The following is a 26,340-nucleotide window of genomic DNA, read 5'->3' as shown; positions in this document are numbered from 1 at the left end:
CTTTCCTGCCTTACAGCACGCCGGCTTCGTTCTTGAGTTTGTCGACGAGTTCGGCGACCGACTTGACCTTGACGCCTGCCTTGCGGCCGGACGGTTCCTCGGTCTTCAGCACCTTGAGGCGCGGGCTCGTGTCGACGCCGAAGTCGGCGGGCGTCTTCTTGTCGAGCGGCTTCTTCTTCGCCTTCATGATGTTGGGCAGCGAGGCATAACGCGGCTCGTTGAGGCGCAGGTCCGTCGTGACGACTGCGGGAAGCTTGACTTCGATCGTCTGGAGACCGCCATCGACTTCGCGGGTGACCTGTGCACTACCATCACCGATCTCGACCTTGGAGGCAAACGTCGCCTGTGCCCAGCCGAGCAGGGCCGAGAGCATCTGGCCGGTCTGGTTGCTGTCGTCGTCGATCGCCTGCTTGCCGACGATGATCAGGCCGGGCTGTTCGGCTTCGGCGACGCCCTTGAGGATCTTTGCCACGGCGAGCGGCTCGACGGCATCCTCCGTCTCGACCAGCACGGCGCGGTCGGCGCCCATGGCAAGCGCGGTGCGCAGCGTCTCTTCGGCCTTGGCCGGGCCGATCGACACGACGACCACTTCCGACGCCTTGCCGGCTTCCTTCAGCCGCAGCGCCTCCTCGACCGAAATCTCGTCGAACGGGTTCATCGACATCTTCACATTCGCAAGCTCGACACCCGAGCCATCCGCCTTCACGCGAATTTTGACGTTGTAATCAACGACCCGCTTGATGGGCACCAGCAGTTTCATACAGAATCTCCTAAATCGTCAGCAGAGCGTGCGAAAACGCTCGACCATCACATCGAGGACCCCGCCGGGGTCCCGTTTCCACCAGGTGTTCGCGGAAAAGATTTCCACCTCGCACGGCCCCGCATACCCTGCGCCCTCGACGCTGGCACGGATCGCCTTGAGGTCGGCGACGCCGTCGCCCATCATGCCGCGGTCGAGCAGCACGTCGCGCGTATCGGCGAGCCAGTCGCAGAGGTGGTAGCCGAAAATCCGGTCTTTTCCCGCGCGGCGCAGTTGCGCATCGAGGTCGGTGTCCCACCAGACATGGTAGACATCGACGGCGATGCCGAGGTTCGGGGCGCCGACCGTTTCGCAAAGATCGACGGCATCGCGCACCGTGGTGAGGCACGAGCGGTTGCCGGCATAGACGGGGTTGAGCGGTTCGAGCGCCAGCTTGACGCCGCTCTCCGCCGCGTATGGCGCGATCTCGGCGACGCGCTCTGCGACGATCTTCAGGCTCTCGACGGTGCCCTTGGTGCCGGGATGCACGCCGCCGACCACGATGGTCAGCACCTCGGCCCCAAGCCCCGCCGCCATGTCGATGGAGGCCTTGGCCTCGTCGATCACCGCGACCCTGTCCACCGCGTCCGTGCCGACGAGGAACGGCGTGCGGCAAAGCCCGGCGACCGAGAGACCCGCCGCCCGTGCCCGTTCGCCGATCTCCACCGCCCGCGACCCGATTTCCCGCCGCCAGAAGACGATGCCGCCAAAACCGCGCTCTGCGCAGGCATCGATCACCCGCTCCGGCGACCAGCCCGCGCCATGGCCTTCGAGATTGTGCCCGAGGCTCGCGGTGTTGAGCGCGAGCGCCGAATGGTCGCTGGAGAAATCCCGCATCGCCTAGACCCCGTAGAGCGCGAGCAGCTTTTTCATGCGCTCCACGGCAAGCTCCGGATCGCGCAGCAGGCCGCATTGGTCGGCATGGCGGAAGAGGTCCACGAAATAGGGCAGCGGCCGCATGGCCTGCGCGCCGTTCAGCATGATGAAATGGTCCTGGAACCCGTTGAGCCAGGCGAGGAAGACGACGCCCGTCTTGTAATATTGCGTCGGCGCGCGAAAGATCAGCCGGGCGAGCGGCACGGTCGGATCGAGCGTCGCACGGAAGCCGGCCTTGTCGCCCGCGCCCAGCCGCTCCACCGCGTAAGCCGCGGCGGGCGCCAGCGGATCGAAGATGCCGAGCAGGGCATGCGAAAAGCCCTCTTCGTCGCCCTCGATCAGTTCGGGATAGTTGAAGTCGTCGCCCGTATACATTTTCACGCCCGCCGGCATGCGGCGGCGCATGCGGATTTCCTTCTCCTTGTCGAGGAGCGAGATTTTGATGCCGTCCACCTTGGCGGTGTTCCCGGCGATGACGGCGAGCGCCGTCTGCATGGCGGGGTCGAAATCCGCGCTGCCCCAGTAGCCGGCAAGCTGCGGATCGAACATGTCGCCGAGCCAATGCAGGATCACCGGCTCGTCGCAGGCCGACAGCACGTCCGAATAGATTTTGATATAATCCTCCGGCCCCTTGGCAACGCGCACCAAAGCGCGCGAGGCCATCAGGATGAGGCGCCCGCCGAGCTTCTGGATGGCTTCCGCCTGCTCCAGATAGGCGCGGCGCACGTCATCGAGGCTGGTCACCGTCGCGGGGTCGAGATGGTCCGTGCCGCAGCCATTGGCGACCAGCGCATCCGGCAGCTCCTCGCGCGTGCGGCGGATGAGCTCCAGCGCGCCCGGCCAGTCGAGGCCCATGCCGCGCTGCGCGGTGTCCATCGCCTCCGCAATGCCCAGGCCAAGGCCGGCGAGGTAGCGGCGGAACTCCATGGTCTTTTCCCAATCGACCGTGGCGCGGCCGGAGGGATCGTTGGCGGTGAAGGGATCAGCCACCACATGGGCGGCGGAATAGACGGTGCGGGCCGGGTTCCTGCCGAGTTTCGCCGCGGCGATCGGCTGGCCCGTCAGGGTGTAATCCGAAAGGCGGCCGGCGGTATCGGGAAGCGCGATAGTCATGAAAAAACCCTCAGAAGCGCGGGACGAGCATGCCGGCATCCGCCGGGATGGTGAGGCCGGTGGTGTAGGGAAGCCGCCCCGACGCAAGCGAGGCGACCAGCGTGCCGATATCGTCGGGCTGGCCGACGCGGGGAAACAGCGTCAGGCCTTGCTCCGCCCGTTCGCGGTAGGCATCGATGACCGGCGCGGTCATCTCGGTGGCGATGAGGCCCGGCTGCACGTCATAGACGGCGATCTCCTCGCGCCCGAGCCGCACGGCAAGCGCCTTGGACACCATGGCGGCCGCGGCCTTGGAGGCGCAATATTCCGAGCGCTGCTCCGCCACCGCGACGGCATTGGACGAGGTGATATTGACGATCGAATGGAAGAGCGGCGGCCGTTCGCGCGCCAGCAGCCGGCGGGCGAAGGCCTGGCTCAGGAAGAACAGCGCCTTGGCATTGACGGAAAAGCAGCGGTCCCAGCTCTCTTCCGACACATCCATCATGTCGCCACGCTGGAGCACGCCGACGCCGGCATTGTTGACCAGCGTGGTGAGCGGGCCGAGTTTTTCCTCGATGGCGTCGAGCGCTGATTCATGGCCGGCGATACTGGTAACATCGAACGGCGCGGCCACGACCGGCACGCCCAGCGCCGCAATGCGCGCGACCGCCGCCGACAGTTCCGCATCCTCGGCCGGGCCATTGACGGCGACGGCAAAACCTTGGCCCGCGAGCGCTTCGGCCACCGCCAGCCCGATGCCGCGCGACGAGCCGGTGACGAGGGCGACCGGCCGGGCGCTCATGCCCGCGCCCCCTTTTTCAGGAGTTCGCGCGCGATGATCATGCGCTGGATCTGGTTGGTGCCCTCGTAAATCTGCGTGATCTTGGCATCGCGGTAGAGCCGCTCCACCTCGAAGCCGCGGATGTAACCCGAGCCGCCGAAGACCTGCACGGCATCGGCGGTGCGCTGCACAGCCATGTCGCCGGCAAAACATTTGGCGATCGAGCAGGCCTTCGTCGCGTCCGCCCCGGAATCGATCTTCGAGGCGGCGGAATGCACCAGCAGGCGCGCGGCCTCGATATCCTTCGCCATGTCGGCGAGCAGCCATTGCACGCCCTGGAAATCGGAAATCGCCTTGCCGAACTGTTTTCGCGTGCCGGCATAGTCGAGCGCGGCCTCAAGCCCCGCCTGGCCGATGCCGACGGCAAGCGAGGCGATGCCGACGCGGCCCTTGTCGAGCACCGACATCATCATGTGGAACCCGCGGCCTTCCGTGCCGAGCAGGGCATCGGCGGAGAGGCGCACATCGGCGAAATTGAGCGCGCCGACCTGGCTCGCGCGCTGGCCCATCTTGTGTTCCTTCGGACCGCGCTCGACGCCCGCCGCATGCAGATCGACGATGAAGATCGACATGCCGCGGTTGCCGGCTTCCTTGTCGGTGCGGGCCAGCACGAAGCCGTAATCGGCGACCGGCGCATTGTGGATCCAGATCTTGCCGCCATCGAGCCGCCAGCCGTCGCCATCGCGAACGGCCGTCGTGCGGATGCCCGAGACATCGGTGCCGGCCTCCGGCTCCGTGATGCAATAGGCGACCTTGGCGCGCATGCCGAGAATGTCGGGCAGCAGCGCCTGCTGGCGCTCCGTGCCGTGGCGCACCAAGAGGGTCGAGATGAGCTCGACAAGGCCACACTGGTCGGCGACGGAGGCGTAGCCGCGGCTGAGCTCCTCCATCACCAGCGCGTAGGTGAGCGTGTCGAAGCCCGGGCCGCCGAGCGCCTCCGGCACGCCGATGCCGAACAGGCCGAGCTTGGCCATCTCGTCATAGAGGGCGGCGGGGAAACTCTCCTCGCGGTCCAGTTCCTCGGCCAGAGGGCGGATCATTTCATCGGCGAAGGCGCGCGCCATGTCGCGCACCTGCTCCTGCGTTTCCGTGAGATACATCGGCTTCGTCTCGCTTCTAGTAACTATCTGGTTACATACATGTGACGGACGCACGACGTCAAGCCGGAAAAATTTCCAAACGTGCACGAACCTGCTTGCACAGGGGGTTGGGCCGTGGTTACTATTCACCATACGGTTACTTATGGAGGATAAGTATGCACGCGAGCGACAAGCGAAAATTCGGCCGCACGGATATCGAGGTCACCAGCTTCGGCTTCGGCACCGCACCCCTCGGCAACATTTTCCTGGAGATCGACGAGGCGACGGCCGCGGCCATGTTCGAGCATGCCTGGGATGCGGGCGTGCGCTTCTTCGACACCGCGCCGATGTATGGCCATGGCCTAGCGGAGCTTCGCACCGGCCATGCGCTGCGCTGGAAGGAGCGCGACGATTTCGTGCTCGCCTCGAAGGTCGGCCGCCTGCTGCGCCCGGCCCGGCGCGAGACGATCGATTTCGCGCCCTGGAAGAACGCCGCGCCCTTCACCATGCATTTCGACTATAGCTACGACGGCACGATGCGCGCCTTCGAGGACAGCCTGCAACGGCTGGGGCTGGAGCGCATGGAGATGTGCTTCATCCACGACATCGACGTTTTCACGCGCGGTGATGCGCAGCCGGAGGTGTTCGAGCAGGCGATGGACGGCGCCTGGCGGGCGCTCGAAAAACTGCGCTCGGAAAAGCTGGTGAAGGCGATCGGCGTCGGCGTCAACGAATGGCAGGTCTGCCATGAGGCGCTGAAGCGCCGCGACTTCGACTGCTTCCTGCTGGCCGGCCGTTATACGCTCTTGGAACAGGAAGCGCTCGATGCCTTCCTGCCGCTCTGCGAGGAACGCGGCGCCGCCGTCGTGGTCGGCGGCGGCTTCAACTCGGGCATCCTGGCTACCGGCGCGAAGGAAGGCGCCAAATACAACTATGCCCCGGCGCCGCGCGAAATCCTGGAAAAGGTCGCCAAGATCGAAGCCGTCTGCGCCGAACACGGCGTGCCGCTGGCCGCCGCCGCCTTGCAGTTTGTCGTCGCCCACCCGGCCGTGCCGTCCTTCATGGCGGGGACGCGCACGGTGGAGCAACTGGACCAGAACCTCGCCTGGTTCTCGCACCCGATTCCCGGTGAGTTCTGGGCGGATCTAAAGCGCAAGGGCCTGCTGCGCGAAGACGCGCCGGTGCCGGCCTGAGCAGATCGCGGCCGCGCTGCCTTTGCGGCGCGGCTGTTTTGGAACGCCCACCCCCACTTACTCGTCATCCTCGGGCTTGACCCGAGGATCCACCCTCAGTCGCCGAAGCGTGGCGACCGCTTTTCCCGGTAGGCCGCAAGGCCCTCCGCGAGGTCCGCCGATGCCGCGGCCGCTGCGCCCGCCAGCGCCTCGACGACGCGGGCATTCTCTTCGCCCTCTGCGGCGTTGATCAGCATTTTCGTGAGCTCGGTGGCGCGGGGCGCGCGTTTCAGCACGCGCTGGGCGGCGGTCTCTGCCGCGGCCGGGCCTTCGCCCGTCGCCACAACCTGATCGACCAGCCCGTGGGCCAGCGCCTCTTCCGCCGAAAAGACCTCGCCGAACAGCGCCATGCGGCGCACCAGCGACGGCCCGAAACGCCGCGCGGCGCGCTGCGTGCCGGACCAGCCGGGAATGATGCCGAGGCCGGGCTCCGGCTGGCCGATTTTCACATGGGCTTCCGCAATGCGCAGGTCGGCGCAGGCGGCCAACTCCAGCCCGCCGCCGAGCGTGTGCCCGTTCAGCACGGCGATCAGCGGCACGGTGATACGCGCCAGCGCATCGAAGGCATCGTGCCCGTCGCGCAGCCAACGCCGCGAAAACGCCTCCGCATCGAGGCTGCTCCAGGCCGCGATATCGCCGCCCGCCGAGAAGGACCGCGTGCCCTCGCCGGTCAGAATGGCGACGCGGGCATCCGACCGCTCGATATCCCGGCAGGCCTGCAAAAGCGCGTCGACCATCCCGGCGTCGATGGCATTCAGCTTCTCCGGGCGGCGCAACGTTAGCCGGGCAATGCGATCCTCGACGGTGAGGTCGATGCGCGGGTCGCTCACAGGGCGAGGCCCATGGTCTCGGCGCGGAACAGCGCGGCGTCCATGGTCTTCAGCGTCTCGGAGACCCTGAGCGGCGTGGCCGCCTGGTCGAGCACGTCGCGCTGGAGATCGAGGCCGGGCGCGATTTCGGTGACGACCAGCCCATCCGCCTCAAGCCGGATGACGCAGCGCTCGGTGACATAGGTAATGTCCTGCCCCTGCGCGCGGGCGCGTTTGCCGGAAAAACTGACCTGGTCGACCTTCGGCACGATCTTGGCGATGCGGCCTTCCTTGTCGATGACCAGCCGGCCGTCCTCGATGTGCATTTTCGCGCCCGCATTGAAATTGCCGGAGAAGACGATCTTCTTCGCCCGCGCGGTGATGTCGACGAAGCCGCCGGCGCCGGCGGTGCGGTGGGGCGTGGCCGCCAGCCGGCTGACATTGACCGAACCTTCAGCGTCGATTTCCAGGAAGGACAGCAGCGAACAATCGAAGGCGCCGGCCTGGAAGTAACAGAACTGGTGCGGCGAGGCGACGAAGGCTTCCGCATTGGAGGCGCAGCCGAACTTGAAATCGAGCAGCGGCACACCGCCGACGGCACCCTGCTCGATCACCCAGGTGATCTTGCCGTGATGGCCTTCCTCGATGAGGATGCGCGGCACATTGGCCGAAATGCCGAAGCCGATATTGACCGCCCAATCCTCCCTGAGTTCCTGCGCCACGCGCCGCGCGATGACCTTGCCGACATCGAGCGCTGGCAGGCGGAAGGTGTCGAGCGGGCGGAAAAGCTCGCCGGAAATCGCCGGGTCATAGGGCGTCGCCGTCGTCTGCAACTGCTCCGGCGCCTCGACGATGACATCGACGAGAATGCCAGGCACGCGCACATCATGCGGCCGCAGCGAGCCGCTCGCCGCCACGCGCTTGACCTGCGCGATGACGAGGCCGCCGGAATTGCGCGCGGCAAGCGCCATCTCCATGGCGCCGAGGGTGGCACCCTCCTGCTCGAAGGTGAGGTTGCCCTTCTCGTCGGCGGTGGTGGCGCGGATGATCGCGACATCCGGCCGGATGGCCGGGAAATGCAGCCAGTCCTCGCCTGCAAATTCGACGCGCTTGACGAGCGGTGCGGCTCGCGCGCTGGCATTCATCGCGCAGCCGTCCTGGTCGGGATCGACGAAGGTTTCCATGCCGACCTTGGTCAGCACGCCCGGCCGCTTGGCCGCACCCTCGCGCAACATGTCGAAGACGATGCCGGAGGGCACGTTCCAGGCGGCAAGTTCTTCCTTGAGGATCATCTGCCAGATGAGCGGCGGCTCGGCATTGCTCGGCCCGGAGGGATAGGAGCCGCCGATGATCTTTTCCAGCATGCCGGGCTTGGCGATGTGGTCGACGCCTTTGGTGCCGAAGAAATCGCCGGCCGCGATGGGGTGGACGGAGGTAAGCCCACGCGGATGGCCCTCGCGATCAAAGCGTTCGCCGAGCGCTTTCAGCACGGCATCCGGGCAGCACAGGCCCGAGGAAGAATTGACGGCGACGACCGCGCCATCCTTGACGAGCCTGGCCGCCTCTTCCGCCGTCTTCACCTTCTTCATGGCCGAATCCTCCGATCTCCATTGCATTAAGTAACTAACTAGTTATACATTAAGCACGGCCGGAGCAATCGGGCAAGCAAGATTTTCGCGCCCGCACCGCCGGCGCATCGACCAGCCAAGGAGGAGGCATGAACATCTATTTCCAGAAGAGCTTTCAGCGCGGTTTCGGCACCTATCCGCTGAAGGGAGACGACCTGCGCGCCGCCGTGGACGCCGCACTCGAAGCCGGCTACCGGGCGTTCGACACGGCGCAGATGTATGGCAACGAGGCCGAGACCGGGGCGGCCCTTGCCGCCGGCGGCGTGGCGCGCAGCGAGCTCTGCATCACCACCAAGGTCCATCCGGACAATTACAGCGCCGAGAAATTCATCCCCTCGGTGGAGGCGAGCCTGGACGCGCTGAAACTCGACCGCGCCGATGTGCTGCTGCTGCACTGGCCGCCGGCCGATGGCGATGTCGCCCCGTCGCTGCGCCTGTTGCGGGAGGCCCATGACAAGGGCCTGGCGGGCGCCATCGGCGTGTCGAACTATACGGCGCGCATGATGCGGGAGGCGAAAGCGGTCGTCGATGTGCCGCTCGTCACCAACCAGGTGGAATTCCATCCGCTGCTCGACCAGAACAAGCTCCTCGCCGCCGCGACGGAGACCGGCATCCCACTCTCCTCCTATGCCTCAGTGGCGCGCGGCGAAGTCTTCAAGCACGGCCTGTTCGCCGAAATCGGCGAGGGTTACGGCAAGTCGGCCGCTCAGGTCGTGCTGCGCTGGATCCTCCAGAAGGGCGTGCCGCTCAACACCATGTCGACCAAGCCGGCAAACATCCGGGCGAATTTCGAGATCATGGATTTCACGCTCTCCTCCATCGACATGTCCCGCATCGACACCCTCAACGCCACCGGCTACCGCATCATCAAGCCGGGGCTGCTGCCCTGGGTGCCGGAATGGGATTGATAAAAAAGGGGCGGCCACCGTGCCGCCCTCACTATGCAGCGAGCCTCGCCCCACCCTGCGTCATGCTCGGGCTTGAGCCGAGGATCCATGCAGCACCCAAGGGGTGGATGCTCGGGTCTAGCCCGAGCATGACGGAGGAGAGGTTTGGCGTCTTTGGCCAACGAACTCAGCGCATGTGGACCAATGATTTCAGGGCGGCCACTGTGCCGCCCTTTGCTGTGCAGCGAGCCTTGCCACACCCTCCACGTCATCCTCGGGCTCGACCCGAGGATCCATTTGGCACCCGGGGCGTGGATGCTCGGGTCAAGCCCGAGCATGACGGAGGAGAGGTTTGCGGCCTTTGGACCAACGAACTCAGCGCGTGGGGGCCAACGAATAAGGGCGCCGTTGGGCCGCCCTCTTCGCTTGGGAGTTAAACTGGATCAGGCATTGCCGCGGATCATGTCCGCCGCCTTTTCCCCGATCATGATCGTCGCCGCATTGGTGTTGGAGCCGACGAGGCTGGGCATGGTGGAGCTGTCGCAGATGCGGATGCCGTCGAGGCCGTGCACGCGCAGTTGCGGATCGACCACCGACAGGGCGTCGAGTCCCATCTTGCAGGTGCAGGTCGGGTGATAGGAGGTGCGGCCGAACTGGCGGGTATAGGCGATGTAATCCGCTTCCGTGCGCACGCTCTTGTCCGGGAAATGCAGCGCCTTGATGTATTTCTGCAGGGAGGGCTGGGCGAAGATTTCCTGGCTGATTTTCACACCTTCGACCGAGATCCTGATGTCGTCGGGATCGCTCAGGAAATTCGGATCGATGATCGGCAGCGCGCGCGGATCGGCCGAGCGCAGCGTCACGGTGCCACGGGATTTCGGCCGCAGCGTATAGGAATTGAGCGTGATGCCGGAGGAGCCCTTCGGCACGCCGGGAACGCCGGCTTCGGCACCCGCGCCTGCGAGGAAATGGAATTGCAGGTCCGGCGTCGGGTTCGCCTTGTCGCCATACCAGAAGGCGCCGCCCTCCACCACGTTGGAGGTAATAGGGCCGGATTTGAACAGCGTATATTGAATGCCCGCCCAGATCGACCAGTGCAGCTTGTTGTACTTGTCCAGGCTGTCGTGGTTCTTCAGTTCCGCGACGATATCGACGCCGAAATGGTCCTGCAGGTTCTGCCCGACGCCGGAGAGGTCCTGCACCACATCGATGCCATGGCTCTTCAGCGTGTCGGCCGGGCCGATGCCCGAGAGCATCATCAGCTTCGGCGTGCCGATGGCGCCCGAGGTGACCAGCACTTCGCTTTCGGCCCGCGCCGTCCGGCGCTTGCCGTCCACCTCGAAATCGACGCCCACGGCGCGGCGGCCTTCGAAGACCACGCGCAGCACGAGCGCGCCGGTCACCACCGTCAGATTCTTGCGCTTCAGCGCCGGGCGCAGATAGCCGACGGCGGCCGAGCAGCGGCGGTTGTCGCGCGTCGTCGTCTGGTAGACGCCGGCGCCCTCCTGAACCGGGCCGTTGAAATCCGGATTGTAGGGAATGCCGAATTCCTGGCAGCTCTGCACGAAGGCGCGCGTCATGCGCTGGGGTTCTGGAATGTTCGAGACGCCGAGCGGGCCGTCCGTGCCGTGCCAGGCGCCGGAGAGGATGGAATTGCCCTCCGAGCGCAGGAAATATTTCTGGATGTCCCTGAAACCCCAGCCTTCCGCGCCCTCCTCGACCCAGCGGTCGTAATCGCCGGGCACGCCGCGGGTGAAAACCTCGGCATTGATGGAGGATCCGCCCCCGAGCACCTTGGCCTGCGCGTAGAGGATCTCGCGGTTGTTGGCGTGTTTCTGCGGCGCGGTCTTCAGGCCCCAGGTGAGCGGCCCCGTCGTCATCTTGGCGAAGCCGACGGGCATGTGGATCAACGGATTGGTATCGCGCCCGCCCGCCTCGATGAGGCAGACGCGCGCCGACGGATTTTCGGACAGCCGCGCCGCCAGCACGCAACCCGACGTGCCGCCCCCGACGATCACATAGTCGTAGCCCTCAGCCATCATGCGATCCAATGCGTGCGCTTGCCGATCTCGATATGAACGGATTTCACCTGCGTGTACTCCTCCACCCCGTAGACGCCCGCCTCGCGGCCCCAGCCGGACTGCTTGAAGCCGCCGAGCGGCATTTCGGGACCGCCCGCCATGATCGTGTTGACCCAGAAGCGCCCGGCGCGAACCCGGCGGCTCACCGTCAGCGCCTTATCGATATCCTTCGTCCAGACGCTCGCCGCAAGCCCATAGACCGTATCATTGGCAAGCTGGATGGCTTCTTCCACCGTGTCGAAGTGCATGGAGCACAGAACGGGGCCGAAAATCTCGTCGCGGGCGATCGCCATGTCGCGCGAAACGCCGGAAAACAGCGTCGGCGCGATGTACTGGCCGCGGCCGAGATCGACCGGCCCGCCGCCGGCCAGCAGCGTCGCACCCGCCGCCTTGCCCTTGGCGATATAGTCGAGGATCGTGGCGTTCTGCGCCTCCGTCGTGATCGCGCCGACCTGCGTCGCCTCGTCGAGCGGATCGCCGACGCGGATTTTTGCCATCTTCTCCACCAGCAGCTTTTCGAATTCGGCGGCGACGGAGCGCTCGACGATCAATCGCGAGGAGGAGACGCAGCACTGCCCGGTGTTGAAGCTGATGCCGAAGGCGGCGCCGTCCGCGGCGTCCTCCAGGTTGGAATCGGCGAAGACGACGATCGGGTTCTTGCCGCCAAGTTCGAGGCCGAGCTTCTTGAAATTGCTGTCGGCGGCGGCGTGCACGCAGGAGCGGCCGACCGCCGTCGAGCCGGTGAAGGACAGCATGTCGACGTCCGGATGTTCGGACAGAGCCTGGCCGATGGTGCGGCCGGAACCGGTGACGACATTGTAGACGCCGGCGGGAAGCCCAGCTTCCGCCAGCACTTCGGCGAGCAGCAGCGTGGTGGCTGCGGTGACTTCCGAGGGCTTCACGACCATGGTGCAGCCGGAAGCGAGGATGAAGGGTACGCGCTCGCAAAGAATGAGGAACGGGAAGTTCCAAGGCGTGATCAGGCCGACGACGCCGATCGGCTCGCGCAGCACCATGCCGAAGAGATCGTCGCCGAGCGAGTTGAAGCTGTCGCCATGCAGCAGGCGGGCGGCCCCGGCGCCGACCTCGAAACAGGCGATGCAATGGTCTATCTCGCCGCGCGCCTGGGAGATCGGCTTGCCGTTTTCCAGTGCCTCCCAATAGGCGATCTCGTCGCGGCGGCGGCGCAGCACTTCGGCGACGCGCAAGAGCACGCTGCCGCGCGCGGCACCCGAAAGGCCGGACCAGCGACGATCCTCGAAGGCGCGGCGGGCGGCGACGACGGCGCCGTTCAGGTCGTCGACCGTGCAGCGCACCGTGCGGGTGACGGGCGTGCCGTGGCCGGGCGAGGCGCGCTCGAAGTGCTCCGCGCCGTCCTTCCACTCGCCATCGACGAAGAAGCCGAAGGTGCGCGCTGCGGTCGGGGGCGAAAGGAACGGGGTCTTCTGGTCCATGGGATCCTCCACTTCGATTGTTTATGCCGCGATGGCGATTTGCGTCTTCAGGTCCTGCGGCCGGTCGGCCAGCGTCTCGAAAGCCTCCTGGATGCGCTCCAGCGGATAGCTCGCCCTCGTGAAATCCTCCGTCCGGAAACGGCCGTGCGACAGCAGCGTCAGCGCGTCGTGCATGTCCTCGCCCATGCCGGCGACGGAGCCCTTCAGGCTGCCCTCCTCCAGCACGGTCTTGAGGATGTCGACGGGCACGGTGTCGCCCGGCGGCGTGATGCCGAAGAAGGCGACATGGCCGCCGCGGCGCGCGAGGTCGAAGGCCTGCTCATAGAGCCGCTTGTTGCCGACGCTTTCGATCACCAGGTCCGCGCCGCGCCCGCCGGTCATCTCCAGCACGGTCTGTTTCAGGCGGCCCGGCTCGGACACGGCCGCATCGGCGCCCGCCTCGATCGCCATCCGGCAGCGCTCGGCCGAGAGGTCGGTCACGATGATCGGGGCGGCGCCGGTGAGGCGCATCATCTGCACATGCAGGTTGCCGACCGGCCCGGCGCCGAAGATGACGACCGACTGGCCGAAGGTGGCCCGCGCCTTGCGCGCCGCGCGAACGACGCAGGCGACGGGCTCGGTGAGCGCCAGCACCTCGTCGGCAATGTTGCCTGTCACCGGGATTGCAAGCCGGGCGGGCACCGCGACGAATTCGGCAAAGGCGCCGTCGCGGCCGATGCCGACCTGGGTGACCTCGGCGCAGTTCAGCACCTCGTTGCGCCGGCAGAAGAAGCAGGTGCCGCAGCCGATATTGATATCGACCACCACCCGCGTGCCGACGGCGAGGTGGCGCACATTGGCGCCGCGCTCGAAAATGGTGCCGCAGAATTCGTGGCCGGGGATGAGCGGCAGCTTGTCGGCGGCGTAGTGGCCGTTGAAGATATGGATGTCCGTGCCGCAGATGCCGGTGCGCGTCACCCGCACCAGCACGTCTTCCGGGCCGATGGCCGGCACGGGGACGTCGCGCAGTTCGAAGCGTTTCGGGGCGGTCAGGACTGCCGCGCGCATGGTGCTCATGGCCGGTCTCTCACTTCACGGTGCGCAGCTTGGCGCGGTCGATGGTGAGCGCGATGGCGACGATCAGCACGATGCCGAACACCATCTGCTGGCGCGTCGCGTCGATCTCGAAATAGAGCATGGAGGCGCGGATGACGGCGACGATGAGCGTGCCGACGACCGTATTGACCACCCCGCCGACGCCGCCGGTGAGCGGCGTGCCGCCAACCAGCACGGCCACGATGGCCGGCAGCAGGAAGCCGTTGGCGATCGTCGGCGCGCCGCCCGAGAGCTTTACCGCAAAGAGCAGGCCGGCAATGGCGGCAAGTGCGCCGGAAATCGCAAAGGCAAGAATCTTGTAGCGTGCGACGTTGAGGCCCGAGGCCGCCGCCGCAAGCTCGCCGGCGCCGACCGCTTTGAGCGCGCGGCCAAGCGTCGTTCGCCGCTCGATGAACAGGCAGATGGCGACCAGCACCGCGGCGATCAGCAGTTCATGCGGCACGCCCCAGGTGCGGCCGATCATCCAGCCGAAGGTTTCGTTGCGCTGGACGGCATCCATGTTGAGCGCGCGCTGGCCGGAGAGCCATTGCGCAATCGAGAAGGCAACGCCGCCGATGGCGAGGGTCGAGATGAAGGAGGGCACGAAGAGCCGGGTCGTGACGTAGCCCGACAGCATGCCGAGCAGGAAGCCGGCGGCGACGCAGAACACCGCGACCCACGCGCCCATGGAGGCGAGGTAGACGGAGGCGATGACCGTCACCATGTTGGCCATGGACTGGGCGGACAGATCGATGCCGCCGATATAGATGGCGAAGGTGAGCCCAAGCGCCATGATGAACAGCGGCACGATATCGCCGGCAAGGCCGAGCAGGTTTGTCGGGCGCAAAAAACCCGGATCGGTGAAGCCGACGATCGCGACGAGCACGACCAGCGTGATCCAGGGCAGGTGCGGTTTGAGGCGCTGAATATCCATTGGTCCCTCAGATCATGTAGTGCAGGAGGTCGTAGGGCGTGGGCTTGGCGCCCGGCTCGCAGGCGAACTGCTTCTGGATGCGACCGTCCTTGACGACGATGATGGTGTGCGACAGGCCGATCGCCTCTTCGAGCGTATCGGCCACGAGCACGATGCCGACGCCGGCCGCACTCATGGCGCGGATCATGTCGTAGACGTCTTCCTTGGCGCCGATGTCGAGGCCGCGCGTCGGGTGGTCGAGCAGCATGATGTCGGAGCCGCCGGAGCGCCATTTCGCCAGCACCACCTTTTGCTGGTTGCCGCCGGAAAGGTTGCCGCAATCGGCGAATTCGGAATGCGCCTTGATCGAGAGTTTCCTGATCCAGTCGCGCGCCAGCGCCCGCTCTTCCGCCACGCGCAGCACGCCGCCGCGCGAATGGTTCTTCATCTGCGACAGCGTCATGTTCTCGTAGACATTCATGCCGGCGACGATGCCCTCGACCTTGCGCTCGCGCGGCACGTAGCCGACGCCATGGGCGACGGCGTGGCGGGGCGAATAGCCGGATGCGTCCTCGCCCTTGATGCGAAGCCGTCCGGTCGTTGCCGACAGCATGCCGTAGATGGTGCGCAGGATCGCCTCGCGGCCGGAACCCTCCGTGCCGACGAGACACAGCACTTCGCCGGCATGCAGCTTCAGCGAAATGTCCTGGATGCGGCCGGGCAGGCCCACGCGGTCCATCTCGACCAGCACTTTCGAGGCGTCATAGGGCGCCTGCAGGTGCTCGCGGTAATATTGTTTGTCGACGTTGCGGCCGACCATCTTGTGCTGGATGGCCTCCGCAGTCGCGCCGCCGCGCGCCACCACGTCGACCACCGCGCCGTCCTTCATGACATAGATGCGGTCCGAAAGGTCCATCACCTCGTCCATGCGGTGCGAGACGAAGATGAAGGAGGCGCGGGTGGTGAGCTCCCGCACCAGCTTGAAGAGAAGCTGCACCTCCTCCTTGGAGAGAACGGAGGTCGGCTCGTCGAGCAGGATGACGAGATCGCCCTTCACCCGCTCTTCCAGCGTCAACACCTTGGCAAGCTCGACGAGCTGGCGCTGCGCGAAGGAGAGTTTCGAGGTCACCATGCCGGGATCGATAGCGAGCTTCACCTTGGCGAGCTGGGCCTTGGCGGCCCTTGCCATCGCCTTCCAGTCGACCACGCCGAAGCGCACGAACTGCTGCTCGTAGCCGAGGAAGATGTTTTCCATGACGGTGAGGTTGGGGATGAGCGACTGTTCCTGGAACACCATCCCGATGCCCTTTTCCATCGCCTGGCGCGGATTGGCAAATCGCACCGGCACGCCCTTGATGAGGACCTGACCGCCATCCGGCTGGTAGGCGCCGTAGATGACCTTCATCAGCGTGGACTTGCCGGCGCCGTTCTCGCCGACGAGGCCGACGATCTCGCCGCGCTCGACATGGAAGTCGATGGCCTTCAGGGCGTGGACGCCGGGGAATTTCTTGTCGACGGCTTTGAGCTGATACATGGCGCGCGCCTCACTTCACGAAGGAAACCATCTTGCGGTCTGTCGACAGCACGACGGCAACGATGACGAGCAGGCCCAGCACCCCGTCCTGGACGAAATCCGGCAGGCCGATAACGACCATGCCATTGTCGATGACGCCGACGATGAGCACGCCGACCAGCGCATTCCACACGCCGCCGATGCCGCCCCACAGCGCCACGCCGCCGACGACGACGGAGGTGATGGAGACGAACATGAAGTTCGAGCCGGTCACCGATTCCGCCTGGCCGATGCGGGCGACGACGAGGATGGCGGCGATGGCATAGAAGACGCCGGCGAGCGCAAAGCCCGTGACGCGCACCCGGGTGACGTTGAGGCCGGAGGCATGCGCCAGGTCCTCCCCGCCGCCGACGGCGTAGAAGTTGCGGCCGAGCGTCGTGTGGGTCTGGATGAACCAGGCGACGAAGAGGAAGAAGGCGGCAATGTAGACCATCAGCGGGAAGCCGAGCCAGCGCACGGTGAGCAGCCCGCGGAAGGCCGCGTCGCTGACCTTCACGATGTCACCGCCGGTGAGCAGGATGGCGGCGCCTGTGCCGACGAAGCCCATGGCGAGGCTCGCCATGAAGGAGGGTATCCTGAGCTTCACATGCACCAGTCCGTTCAAGAGCCCGATCGCGCCGCCGAGCACCAGCACCAGCGGAATGGCGATCCAGCCCATGCCGCCGAGCGACCCGCCGAACTGGGCGAAGATGAAGGCAAAGGCCACCGCGGTCAGCGAGATCGTGCCTTCCATGGAAAGGTCGATCGATCCCATGACGATGATGAAGGTGACGCCGACGGCGACCATCAGCGCAGGCGCCGAGGCAATCGCGATGCGCGCAAAATTCCGCAGCGAGAAGAAGGTTGGATTGAGCGCCGTGAAAAAGATCACGAGTGCGAGCAGCACCAACAGCGGCGCCCACTTGATCAAGGTTTCGCGCGATAGGCGACGTGTCACGTCAGACACCCCTCTTCCCGATGAGATTTAATGTAAGAAAAGTGGCGGCAGCGCTTGGGCTGCCGCCGGGCCTGCTCAGGCCTTGTACTGGATCTGGCCGTTCGACGGCCCCCAGAAGTCCTTCCAGTCATAGACCGGCACGGAATCGAGATATTTCGCCTTGAATTCCGCCGCATCCTTGGCCGTGACAAGGATCGTCGGGCCGTAAAATTCGCGGTGTTCCTTCGGCTCTTCGGAGGGTTTGAAGCTGCCGATGGCGGCATGGTAGGCGAGTGCCGCGCTGATGCCGCCGCCCCAATGGGGATTGGTGAAGACGGTGGCGAGAAGCTGGCCGTCCATGACCATCTGCACGGCTTCCGGATTGCCGTCATAGGCGACGATCGGCATGTCCTCGATGCCTTCTGCCCGCAAGGCTTCGATGACGCCATAGGCGATGTTGTCATTGGCGCAGTGCACGCCCTTGATCTTGTCGCCGTAGCGCGTGAGGAACGAGGCCATCAGGGCGGCACCCTTCTGGGTGTCCCAGTCGGCCGGCTGCGCGTCCAGCAACTCGATGTTCGGGAAATCCTTCAGCGCATTCTTGAGGCCGTTGAGGCGTTCGACCGCCGGGTTGTTGGCCGCGATGCCCCCGAGATGCACGACGCCGCCCTCGCCGCCCATCGCCTCGAAGAGGATGCGGGCGGTCTGCTCGGCCGGCTGTTCGTCCGACCAGGTCATGTGCGAGACGTAGTTGTCGCCGAAATCCCACGGATGCAGGTCGTCGGTCTTGTTCCAGATCGTCGAGATATAGGCGCCGGCCGCCTGCACGGCTTCCACGACGGGGCGTGCATTCGGGCTGTCATTGGCGTCGCAGGCGATGGCGCAATTGCCGTTGTTCTTGGCGAGGAACGCCTTGATGTCGGCGAGCGACTTTTCCGTGGAGCCCTCGTTGATGAGGCTCACCAGCGCGCTCTTCGGCTTGCCGAGCGATTCCACGAAAGCCTCGCCGCCGGCAATGACCGAGTTCCAGTAGGCCGATGCCCGGTCGCGGTAGCTCCAGGCGATCGCCGGGTCCGTCAGGGCGGCATGGGCCGCGCCGCGGCCCAGCAGGCCGGGTGCCGCGACGGCGCCGAGGCCGGCGGCGGTCGCCAGCAAGAAGTTGCGACGGCTGACCGTCTCCCGCTCGATGAAATCCTTGATAAAGGTCGACATAGGTTCCTCCCGATTCCCCAATTGAAACGCTTCCCGCGCCGCGGCCGGCTCGACGGACCCGAAGGGCGCTTCCGGCTTTCGCCCGAAGTGCCCCGGAGCGTCTCTCACGCCACTTAACGCACTAACTAGTTACTTCTTTAATTTCCCCCAAGTCAAGTGGTTTTCAACAGCCGCACGCCGGGCAATCGTCGCGACCCGCTTTGACGGACGGCGATCCATGCGTGTATGAGTTGCAGGCAAGACATCCCGACTGCGCAAAGGACAGGCCCCGAGCATGACGAGCGAACAGACAGAAAAACCGGTCCGCAAGCCGCGCATCCGGGACGCGGAAGCCACCAAGGCGCGCATTCTCGATGCGGCGAAAAAAGAGTTCGCAAAGAATGGCTTGGGTGGGGCGCGGGTGGACGACATCGCTGAAAAGGCGAAGGCCAACAAGCGCATGATCTACCATTATTTCGAGAGCAAGGAGGGCCTGTTCCAGACCGTGCTGGAAGAGGTCTATCTCGACATCCGCAGCGCCGAGCAGAAGCTGCACCTGGAGGATCTCGACCCCAAGGCGGCGCTCGAAAAACTGGTGCGCTTCACCTGGGAATATTACCTGAAGAACCCGGAATTTCTGACGCTGGTCAACAGCGAGAACCTGCACCGCGGCAAGCACCTGAAAAAATCGGAGATCGTCAAGGCATCGAGCCGCAAGCTCGTCAGCATGGTCGATATGCTGCTGGAGCGGGGCATAAGGGAGGGCGTTTTCCGCGAGGGCGTCGACCCCGTGCAGCTCAACATCACCATCGCCGCGGTCAACTACTACTACCTGACCAACCGCTTCACCGGCTCGATCATCTACGACCGCGACCTGATGGCCAGGGACGCGCTCGAAGGCCGCATCCACTTCAACATCGAGACGATCATGCGACTGGTGTGTCGCTAGTTTTCTGAGGTGGCGGGCCGCATCGGCCCGCCCCTCTCATCGGCGGATCAGTCGGCGCTGCCCGACTGGCGGGCAAGCTCGGCGAGCTTGACCTGCACCAGCAGCGACAGCTCGTCGTAGACGGTCCACTCGTCGACGATCTTGCCGTCCTTGTAGTGGAAATGCGTCATGCCCATCACCTGCAGGCGGGCGCCGGTCGGCTCGCCGAGTTCCTGCAATATGCCGTAGCCGAGGTGGTGGCCTTCCATCAGCCAGCGCACCGCGACCTTGGTGCCGCCCTCCTCGCAGGGGTTGGAGCAGATATGCTGCGCTGTAAACGCGGCATCCGGGATCGAGCCGATCAAACCGAGATGCTGGTGCGTCACGGCGGCAATACCGTAAAGCTCCTTCATCAGCGGCCCGTGATACTGGCAGGTCGGCGCATAGACATCCTTGATGCGGCCGAACATGCGCCCGTTGAACATGTCGTGCAGCCAGCGCAGCGTATGCGCCTCCAGATCGTTATGCGCGATCGAGACGTCCGCTTCCGCTTCCGGCGGATATTGCCCGAGCAGCCGGCGGTTCTCCCCGATATCGAGCGACAGCAGCCCCTTGTCGAAGGAGGACTTTGCAAGCTTTTCGGCAAAACCGTGCGGATCGAGGCCGAGCTGCTTGATGATCGCCATCGTGTCGGCCACCACCCACTCGCGGTAGATCTTGTTGCGGTGGATCATGCAGTCGGCGATGGTGCGCGACACGAAGGTGCGCCCCGTCGGCTGGCCGTAATGGCCAAATTGCGTGTGCCGGCCCGAGCCCGTGACGAGATGCGAGGTGTAGAACCCCTCGACATCGTTGCCGCGCCAAAGAACCTGGGTTGCCATGCCGCGCCGCTCCGGCAGCGAGACGAGCCGCTGGATCGTGTCGCGCACCACGTCCTCGCGATTGTAGATCGTGCCGAGCGTGCCGTAGAGCACGCAATTGTGCGTGTAGTGCGAATAGATCAGGCCGATGTCGCGCTCGTCCCAAATCCGGTGCGTACAGCGCACGATGTAATCGACGATGTCGGTATAGATCTCGTCGAAACCCTCCAGCGACTGGCCGCGCGGGCGGCCGACGGGCGCAAGCTCGGTATAGTCGCGGCGCTCGACCTGCAACACCTGTTCCACCGGTTCCTTGCGTTGGCTCTGCGCCACGGTTTTTGCGCCCTTGGCGTCGTCCTCGCTCATGACATGTCCTTCCATTCGATCCTGTCGGGGTTACGATAGAGTGTTCAGCCAGCGCCTCAGATGGAGCGCCATGGCTTCAGGGTTTTCCAGCGGTGCGAAATGTCCCGCATCCGCGATGAGATGAAGTTGCGCGCTCGCAATGCCGGCCGCAATCTCGTGCTGCGCCTCCAGCGGGCAGACCTGCTCCTCGGCACCGGCCAGCACCAGCACCGGCTGCGTGATGTCGGCAAGCCGCGGCCGGCTATCCGCGCGATGGATGGCGACCTCCGCCTGCTCCGCCAGCCGGTCCGGTCCGCAGTCACGCGCCATGGCGACGATCGTGCCGCGCAGGCCGGCATTGTCGACATTGCCCGCCGCCACCAGCCGTGGCCAGGCATCGAGGATGAAGCCGTCCATGCCCTTATCCCGCGCATCCGAAACGGCCTTGCGCCGCACCACCGCGTTCGCCGGCGGATCGGGCCGCGCCGTCGCATCGATCAGGGCGAGCCCGCCGATGCGCTGCGGCTGTCGCGCGACCATTTCCAGCGCGCAGATGCCGCCGAGTGAAAAGCCGGCAAGCAGGAAAAACGGCGGCGCGGCGGCAAGGATCGCCTCGGCGAGATCAGCCATGGTTGTCGCCCCGCCCATGTCGCCGATCAGCACCGGATAATCGCCGAGCCTGTCGATCAGCGGCGCGAACACCCTGGCATCACAGGCGGTGCCCGGCAGGAACAGGAGCGGTGGGCGCGGGTCGTTGGTGGTCGGAACGGCGGTCATTGTCAGGGTATCCGGAGCATCGCCATCACCCTCCTTTTCCGCTCCGAATGGGTGCGAAACGAGTTTGTGACGGCCTGTTGGAAAAAAGACTGGCAGATTTTGAATACGTATGCAATAGAATTTGTGCTCGATCATTTCGAACGCCCGGGACACAGTTTCCCGGCGGAGCCGCAAGGGTTTCGCCGATGGGAAAGCCGTGCCCGCGCACCATCAGGCTCAGTGGAGAGACAGGCCATGACCAGCAAGGATACGCCGATGAAGGGCGTGCAATACGTGAAGGCACCCGAACGCGACTCGATCGGCGACAACGCCTCGGTCGAAACTTTGGTGGCGCAGATCATCGCCGATGTGCGCGAGCGGGGCGACGCCGCCGTGCGCGACTATTCCGTGAAATTCGACAAGGCCGAGCTTGCCGCCTTCGAAGTGACGCCGGAGGAGCGCGAGGCGGCACTCGCCGAACTCGACCCGCAGACCCGCGCCGACACGGAATTCGCCATCGGCAATGTGCGCAAGTTCGCCGAGGCGCAGCTCGCCACCATCCTGCCGCTGGAAATCGAGCTTCGCCCCGGCCTGCATCTCGGCCACCGCGTCATCCCCATCGAGCGCGTCGGCTGCTACGTGCCGGGCGGGCGTTATCCGCTGCTCTCCGCACCGATCATGACCATCGTGCCGGCAAAGGTCGCCGGCTGCGACGAGGTGATCGCCTGCCTGCCGCCGAATGCGCATCGCGCGATGATCGCCGGCTGCCACCTGTCGGGTGCCGACCGCATCTTCCGCATCGGCGGCGCGCAGGCGATCGCCGCCATGGCCTATGGTACCGAGACCGTGCCGGCCGTGCACAAGATCGTCGGCCCCGGCAATGCCTTCGTCAACGAGGCAAAACGCCAAGTCTTCGGCCCCGTCGGTATCGACCAGCTCGCCGGCCCCTCGGAAATCTTCATCGTCGCCGACAAGACCGGTGACGCCGTGATGATCGCCACCGACCTGCTCGCTCAGGCCGAACACGACATACGCACCCGCGTCGGCCTCATCACGACCGACCGCGCGCTGGCCGAAGCGACGCTCAAGGAAGTCGAGCGCCAGTTGTTGGATCTCTCGACCGCCCCCGTCGCCGGCCAGGCCTGGCGCGATTATGGCGAGATCGTCGTCTGCGACGACGAGGCGGCCATGATCGCCTATTCCGACCACATCGCCGCCGAACATCTCCAGGTCCACACGCTCGACCCGCAGGCAACGGCGAAGAAGCTGCGCAACTACGGTTCCCTCTTCATCGGTGAGCTCGCCAGCGTCGTCTATTCCGACAAATGCTGCGGCACCAACCACACGCTGCCGACCATGGGCGCCGGCCGCTACACCGGCGGCCTCTGGGTCGGCGCCTACGTCAAGATCGCCACCCACCAATGGCTCGACGAACGCGGCGTCGCCGCCGTCGCCCCACCCGCCGCAAGACAAAGCGCCAGCGAAAGCCTCGAAGGCCACCGGCGGGCAGCACAGCTCAGGCTCGATCGGTTGCAGAAGGCCTGAATGTTCTCTGCCCCACCGTCCCAGACGGCACGGTAGTCGCACCCCTCCCTCATCCGACCCTTCGGGCCACCTTCTCCCCGTGGGGGAGAAGGGAAAACCAGAGGCCGGCGATCCTCCCCTTCTCCCCCAACGGGGAGAAGGTGCCGGCAGGCGGATGAGGGGGTTTTTCTCCGCGGTTCAAACTGCTTGAACGCGTGACCGTGATAGCCGCCAGACTACCACAACGCCACCCCACCCTCCGTCATCCTCGGGCTCGACCCGAGGATCCACGCGGGTGCAACCAGTCGTTAGGGCCGCGGGGGCCTCAAGGCGGCGAAATCGCTGGCCATCTCGTAGGCATGGCCGATCTGGCAGAGTGTCGCCTCGTCTCCCGCCTTGCCGACGAGCTGAAGGCCGAGCGGCAGGCCGTTGGCAAAACCGCAGGGCACCGACAGCGCCGGGTGGCCGGTGACGTTGAAGGCGATGGTGCGCATCGGCGTCCACCGCGCCGCCTCCCCGGCGAAGTCGGCAAAGGGGATCGCCGGCGTCAATGTCGTCGCCGTCAGGATGGCGTCGACGCGGGAGAAGACGGTGCGGTCGAGCCGGGTGCGCAGGCGCGCGGCGGCCTGGCGTGCGTGGGCGAGATCGTCCGGCGTCAGGCAGAGGCCGGAGGCGATGTTCTGGAAGACCTTGCGGCTGTAGCGCGCGCCGGAGGCGGCGAGTTGCCGGCGGTGGATCTCGAAGGCTTCGGCATGGATGATGACCGCGCCGACCGCCTCGAAATCCGCCGCATCCGGCAGCGTCACCTCCTCGATCCGCGCGCCAAGCAGCGACAGCAGCGAGGCCGCCCCGTCGATGGCGTCGAGCAGCGCCGGCAGGGTTTCCGCATCGCCGGCAAACCAGTCGCGGGCGTAGCCGATGGTAAGGCCCGCGAGCGGCATGCCGAGGCGCGCGGTGGCGGATGCGCCGTCGGCGATGGCATCGAAGGTGATGGCCGCTTCCGCGACGGAGGCGCTGACGAGGCCGACGTGGTCGAGGCTTGGCGACAGCGGAAAGACGCCGCGGGTGGGAATGCGGCCATAAGTCGGCTTGAGGCCGACGGCGCCGCAATAGGCGGCGGGGCTGCGCACCGAGCCACCTGTATCCGAACCGATTGTGGTGCGCAGCAGCCCGCCGGCGACCGCCGCAGCCGAGCCGGAGGACGAGCCGCCGGTGGCGCGGCTGGTATCCCAGGGATTGGCGGCCGGCGGAAACGTGCGGTCGAAGACCGGGCCGACCATGGCGAATTCGTAGGTTTCGAGCTTGCCGAGCAGCACCGCCCCGGCGCTCCTTAGCCGGCGAACCACCTCGGCGTCGCCGGTCGGCACGCGTCCGGCATGCAGGTCCGAGCCATAGGTCGTCGGCATGTCCGCCGTGTCGAAGAGATCCTTGATCGCGACCGGTATGCCCTGCAACGGCCCGAGATCCTCGCAGCGGGAAAACGCGGCGTCTGCCTCGGCGGCCGCGGTCAGCGCACTTTCGGCGGCGACATGCAGGAAGGCATGGTAGGCGCCGTCGCGTTCCGCAATGCGGGTCAGATGCGCCTCGGTCAGCGCCACGGAGGTCAGGCGTCCGTCGCGAAGCCGCGCGGCGGCTTCGGGGATGCTCAGGTCGGCGGCCGGCATCACGGCTTTTCGTCCGCGGCGATCTCGTCCAGCCGCCGCGCCGCCTCGTGCAGATGCTGCGCGCCGGCGAGTACGAATTTCTCGCCCTCGGGGACGGTGGTTATGCCGCTGGCGCGCGCCTGTTTGCGGAGGATGGCCAGCGTCGGGCGGGTGGGTTCGGGTTGGGCCATGGCGTGCTCCGTCAGGTCCTAGCGGCCTCGAATGTGGTCCATGCGGCTTCGAACTTTGCGAGATTGAAGCCGGGCTGTCGAGCGGGTTCGAGGATCAGCCGTTCGGTGGCCTGCAATTTCTCGATCGAGGCGGCGAGCACCGGGATGACGTCCGGCGGCACGACGACGGCGCCGTGGCGGTCGGCATGCACGAGGTCGCCGAGATTGACGGTGAGGCCGAAGACGGTGACGGGCACGCCGATCGCCTCGACATGCACGAAGGCATGGCTCGGGCCGAGCGAGCCGGCGAGCATGGGAAAATCGTCCGGCACATCGCCGAGGTCGCGCATCACGCCATTGGTCAGCACGCCGGAAAGGCCGAGGCCGCGATGCACCGTCGCATTGATCTCGCCCCAGAAGGCGCCGACGCAATCGGGGAAATCCGTGTCCTCGATGACGACGAGCGAGGGCGCCGGGCCGCTCGCCATGTGGCGGTAATAATCCATGCGCCGCGTGCGGATGACGGCCGGGTCTTCGGTCGAGGGGGACGCGGCGGCGATCTTTGCGGTGCGGGCGTAGCCGACGATGGCCGGGGCCGAGGGCGCGGAGCTGATCAGCGTGCCGCGGGTGAAGGCGTCGAAGCCGCGCTTGCCCTGCGCCACCTCGATCGCGTTGCAGACGGTGGGCGTGTCGACCGTGCGCAGCAGGGCGAGAAGTGCGTCGTCCAAGGGATGTCCTCCAAAACGTGTTGCGGGAAGAGGCGGGATGTCCGCCGCTTTGTCGGGTGGCCCCCTCATCCGCTTGCCAGCACCTTCTCCCCGTCGGGGAGAAGGAAAAAACGAAGCGTTGCATCCTTCCCTTCTCCCCCCACGGGGAGAAGGTGGCCCGAAGGGTTAAGGCGCAACGTGTTGCGCCGGGATGAGGGGGTGGGCGATACGCTCGCCCCGCCCTTTTCCAGAGCATGTCCAGCCGAAGCGGCATCGCTTCGGCGTCGGCGGCAAGAACATGAAAGCAATTCCGGTGAGCCGGAGTTCACCGGAATTGCCCCAGATCAACCGCGCCAGGTAAGCCCGGCCTTGTCCCCCGTCGAGACGACGCGGTAGAGGCTGGCTTCGCCGGTCATCGACGGCACCAGGCTGTGCTTGAGGCCGGGGGGAACCGCGCAGGTATCGCCGGGTGCCAGCACCGCCTCGCCGCCCTCCCAGCCGAGTTTCCAATGGCCGCGCATCACCATCAGCACCTCGTGGCGCTCGTTGGCATACGCGTCTTCCGGAATGGAGCCGCGGGTGAGCAGCTCGACGTCGAAGCCGGGCTTGTCGCGCAGCAGGGCGTTTTCGCCGATCACCCGCGCCGGTGCCTTCTGCGCCAGCGCCATCAGGTCCCAGTAGCGGGCGACATAGTCGCGCACCACGTCCGTCACCGGCGTTTCCGGGAAGGCCTTCAGCTCTTCTTCGGTGAGGAGCGGCATCGGCTTGATGCCGTCGGGCAGCGCCTGGCCCTTCTTGCTGTCATAGAGCTTGCCGTTCTCGCCGAGCACCAGACCATGTTCCCGAGCGTCCTCGATGACCTGCGGCGCCCAGATGACGCCGCCGCCGGCATCGTCGCCGCCGAGGATCGCCATGATCATCCCGTAATCCGTGCCGATATTCTCGAAGCCGCGGAAGATGCC

General features: G+C 65.9%; 24 protein-coding genes. 4 read left to right on the top strand and 20 right to left on the bottom strand.

Annotated elements, in window-relative coordinates:
- Positions 1–10: 10 nt before the first annotated feature.
- The 5 genes from AC1RWL_RS31185 to AC1RWL_RS31165 are packed head-to-tail and all read right to left on the bottom strand — an operon-like array spanning position 11 to position 4,708.
- Complete coding sequence (locus AC1RWL_RS31185) at positions 11–760, bottom strand: electron transfer flavoprotein subunit beta/FixA family protein (RefSeq protein WP_493097381.1); 750 nt, start codon at positions 758–760, stop codon at positions 11–13.
- An 18-nt stretch (positions 761–778) separates the two neighbouring features.
- A complete protein-coding gene (locus tag AC1RWL_RS31180; protein ID WP_493097382.1) occupies positions 779–1,636 on the bottom strand; it encodes a sugar phosphate isomerase/epimerase family protein in 858 nt (285 codons plus the stop codon).
- A 3-nt stretch (positions 1,637–1,639) separates the two neighbouring features.
- Positions 1,640–2,788 carry a dihydrodipicolinate synthase family protein gene (locus AC1RWL_RS31175; RefSeq protein ID WP_493097383.1) on the bottom strand — a complete coding sequence of 383 codons (1,149 nt, stop codon included), beginning with the start codon at positions 2,786–2,788 and terminating at the stop codon, positions 1,640–1,642.
- Between the two features lie 10 nt (positions 2,789–2,798).
- Entirely contained in the window at positions 2,799–3,569 is a 771-nt protein-coding gene (locus AC1RWL_RS31170; protein ID WP_493097384.1) for a 3-ketoacyl-ACP reductase, read from the bottom strand.
- The gene (locus AC1RWL_RS31165; RefSeq protein WP_256120369.1) at positions 3,566–4,708 is read right to left on the bottom strand and encodes an acyl-CoA dehydrogenase family protein; all 1,143 of its coding nucleotides are present in this window, start codon (positions 4,706–4,708) and stop codon (positions 3,566–3,568) included. Before AC1RWL_RS31165 ends, AC1RWL_RS31170 begins: the two co-directional genes overlap by 4 nt.
- A gap of 155 nt (positions 4,709–4,863) precedes the next feature.
- Here AC1RWL_RS31165 and AC1RWL_RS31160 point away from each other — a divergent pair, with 155 nt between their 5' ends.
- Entirely contained in the window at positions 4,864–5,880 is a 1,017-nt protein-coding gene (locus AC1RWL_RS31160; RefSeq protein WP_493097385.1) for an aldo/keto reductase, read from the top strand.
- 95 nt (positions 5,881–5,975) lie between these two features.
- On the opposite strand, the gene AC1RWL_RS31155 is transcribed toward AC1RWL_RS31160, so the two are convergent.
- Together AC1RWL_RS31155 and AC1RWL_RS31150 are read right to left on the bottom strand one after the other, a co-directional pair.
- A complete protein-coding gene (locus AC1RWL_RS31155; RefSeq protein WP_493097386.1) occupies positions 5,976–6,749 on the bottom strand; it encodes an enoyl-CoA hydratase/isomerase family protein in 774 nt (257 codons plus the stop codon).
- Complete coding sequence (locus AC1RWL_RS31150; RefSeq protein WP_493097387.1) at positions 6,746–8,317, bottom strand: acyl CoA:acetate/3-ketoacid CoA transferase; 1,572 nt, start codon at positions 8,315–8,317, stop codon at positions 6,746–6,748. The genes AC1RWL_RS31155 and AC1RWL_RS31150 overlap by 4 nt, the downstream gene beginning before the upstream one ends.
- A 128-nt stretch (positions 8,318–8,445) precedes the next feature.
- Between AC1RWL_RS31150 and AC1RWL_RS31145 the strand changes: the two genes are divergently transcribed.
- Complete coding sequence (locus AC1RWL_RS31145; RefSeq protein WP_493097388.1) at positions 8,446–9,264, top strand: aldo/keto reductase; 819 nt, start codon at positions 8,446–8,448, stop codon at positions 9,262–9,264.
- Positions 9,265–9,686: 422 nt separating this feature from the next.
- On the opposite strand, the gene AC1RWL_RS31140 is transcribed toward AC1RWL_RS31145, so the two are convergent.
- From AC1RWL_RS31140 to AC1RWL_RS31110, 7 genes are all read right to left on the bottom strand, one after another.
- Entirely contained in the window at positions 9,687–11,282 is a 1,596-nt protein-coding gene (locus tag AC1RWL_RS31140; protein WP_493097389.1) for a GMC family oxidoreductase, read from the bottom strand.
- Positions 11,282–12,778 carry an aldehyde dehydrogenase family protein gene (locus tag AC1RWL_RS31135; RefSeq protein ID WP_493097390.1) on the bottom strand — a complete coding sequence of 499 codons (1,497 nt, stop codon included), beginning with the start codon at positions 12,776–12,778 and terminating at the stop codon, positions 11,282–11,284. Before AC1RWL_RS31135 ends, AC1RWL_RS31140 begins: the two co-directional genes overlap by 1 nt.
- Positions 12,779–12,799: 21 nt before the next feature.
- Positions 12,800–13,834, bottom strand: a complete 1,035-nt coding sequence (locus AC1RWL_RS31130) for a zinc-dependent alcohol dehydrogenase (protein WP_493097391.1) — start codon at positions 13,832–13,834, stop codon at positions 12,800–12,802.
- 10 nt (positions 13,835–13,844) lie between these two features.
- Positions 13,845–14,786 carry an ABC transporter permease gene (locus tag AC1RWL_RS31125; RefSeq protein WP_435268077.1) on the bottom strand — a complete coding sequence of 314 codons (942 nt, stop codon included), beginning with the start codon at positions 14,784–14,786 and terminating at the stop codon, positions 13,845–13,847.
- 7 nt (positions 14,787–14,793) lie between these two features.
- Positions 14,794–16,299, bottom strand: coding sequence for a sugar ABC transporter ATP-binding protein (locus AC1RWL_RS31120; RefSeq protein WP_493097392.1), 1,506 nt, complete (start codon positions 16,297–16,299; stop codon positions 14,794–14,796).
- A gap of 10 nt (positions 16,300–16,309) precedes the next feature.
- Positions 16,310–17,275: an ABC transporter permease gene (locus tag AC1RWL_RS31115; protein ID WP_435268075.1), complete on the bottom strand. Its 966-nt coding sequence runs from the start codon at positions 17,273–17,275 to the stop codon at positions 16,310–16,312.
- Positions 17,276–17,350: 75 nt separating this feature from the next.
- A complete protein-coding gene (locus AC1RWL_RS31110) occupies positions 17,351–18,466 on the bottom strand; it encodes a sugar ABC transporter substrate-binding protein (RefSeq protein ID WP_439617148.1) in 1,116 nt (371 codons plus the stop codon).
- 274 nt (positions 18,467–18,740) lie between these two features.
- Here AC1RWL_RS31110 and AC1RWL_RS31105 point away from each other — a divergent pair, with 274 nt between their 5' ends.
- Positions 18,741–19,394 (top strand): TetR/AcrR family transcriptional regulator, encoded by a 654-nt coding sequence (locus AC1RWL_RS31105; RefSeq protein ID WP_492650667.1) that lies wholly within the window; start codon positions 18,741–18,743, stop codon positions 19,392–19,394.
- Positions 19,395–19,441: 47 nt separating this feature from the next.
- Here AC1RWL_RS31105 and AC1RWL_RS31100 read toward each other — a convergent pair whose 3' ends face one another.
- A complete protein-coding gene (locus tag AC1RWL_RS31100) occupies positions 19,442–20,599 on the bottom strand; it encodes a nuclear transport factor 2 family protein (RefSeq protein ID WP_493097393.1) in 1,158 nt (385 codons plus the stop codon).
- Positions 20,600–20,629: 30 nt separating this feature from the next.
- Positions 20,630–21,355 (bottom strand): alpha/beta fold hydrolase, encoded by a 726-nt coding sequence (locus AC1RWL_RS31095; protein WP_493097394.1) that lies wholly within the window; start codon positions 21,353–21,355, stop codon positions 20,630–20,632.
- A gap of 234 nt (positions 21,356–21,589) precedes the next feature.
- Here AC1RWL_RS31095 and hisD point away from each other — a divergent pair, with 234 nt between their 5' ends.
- Positions 21,590–22,879 carry a histidinol dehydrogenase gene (hisD, locus tag AC1RWL_RS31090; protein ID WP_435268071.1) on the top strand — a complete coding sequence of 430 codons (1,290 nt, stop codon included), beginning with the start codon at positions 21,590–21,592 and terminating at the stop codon, positions 22,877–22,879.
- A 287-nt stretch (positions 22,880–23,166) separates the two neighbouring features.
- Here hisD and AC1RWL_RS31085 read toward each other — a convergent pair whose 3' ends face one another.
- The 4 genes from AC1RWL_RS31085 to AC1RWL_RS31070 all read right to left on the bottom strand — a co-directional run.
- Entirely contained in the window at positions 23,167–24,522 is a 1,356-nt protein-coding gene (locus tag AC1RWL_RS31085) for an amidase (RefSeq protein ID WP_493097395.1), read from the bottom strand.
- Entirely contained in the window at positions 24,522–24,692 is a 171-nt protein-coding gene (locus AC1RWL_RS31080; protein ID WP_493097396.1) for a hypothetical protein, read from the bottom strand. Before AC1RWL_RS31080 ends, AC1RWL_RS31085 begins: the two co-directional genes overlap by 1 nt.
- A gap of 11 nt (positions 24,693–24,703) precedes the next feature.
- Positions 24,704–25,399 (bottom strand): RraA family protein, encoded by a 696-nt coding sequence (locus AC1RWL_RS31075; protein ID WP_493097397.1) that lies wholly within the window; start codon positions 25,397–25,399, stop codon positions 24,704–24,706.
- Between the two features lie 323 nt (positions 25,400–25,722).
- Positions 25,723–26,340 (bottom strand): cupin domain-containing protein (locus tag AC1RWL_RS31070; RefSeq protein ID WP_493097398.1); only part of this gene is annotated, 618 nt, incomplete at its 5' end.

The sequence above is a fragment of the Shinella sp. GW821-FHT10F02 genome (genome assembly GCF_058809275.1).
Note: the sequence above shows the minus strand (reverse complement) of the source record. Positions and strands in the feature narration are given on the sequence as shown.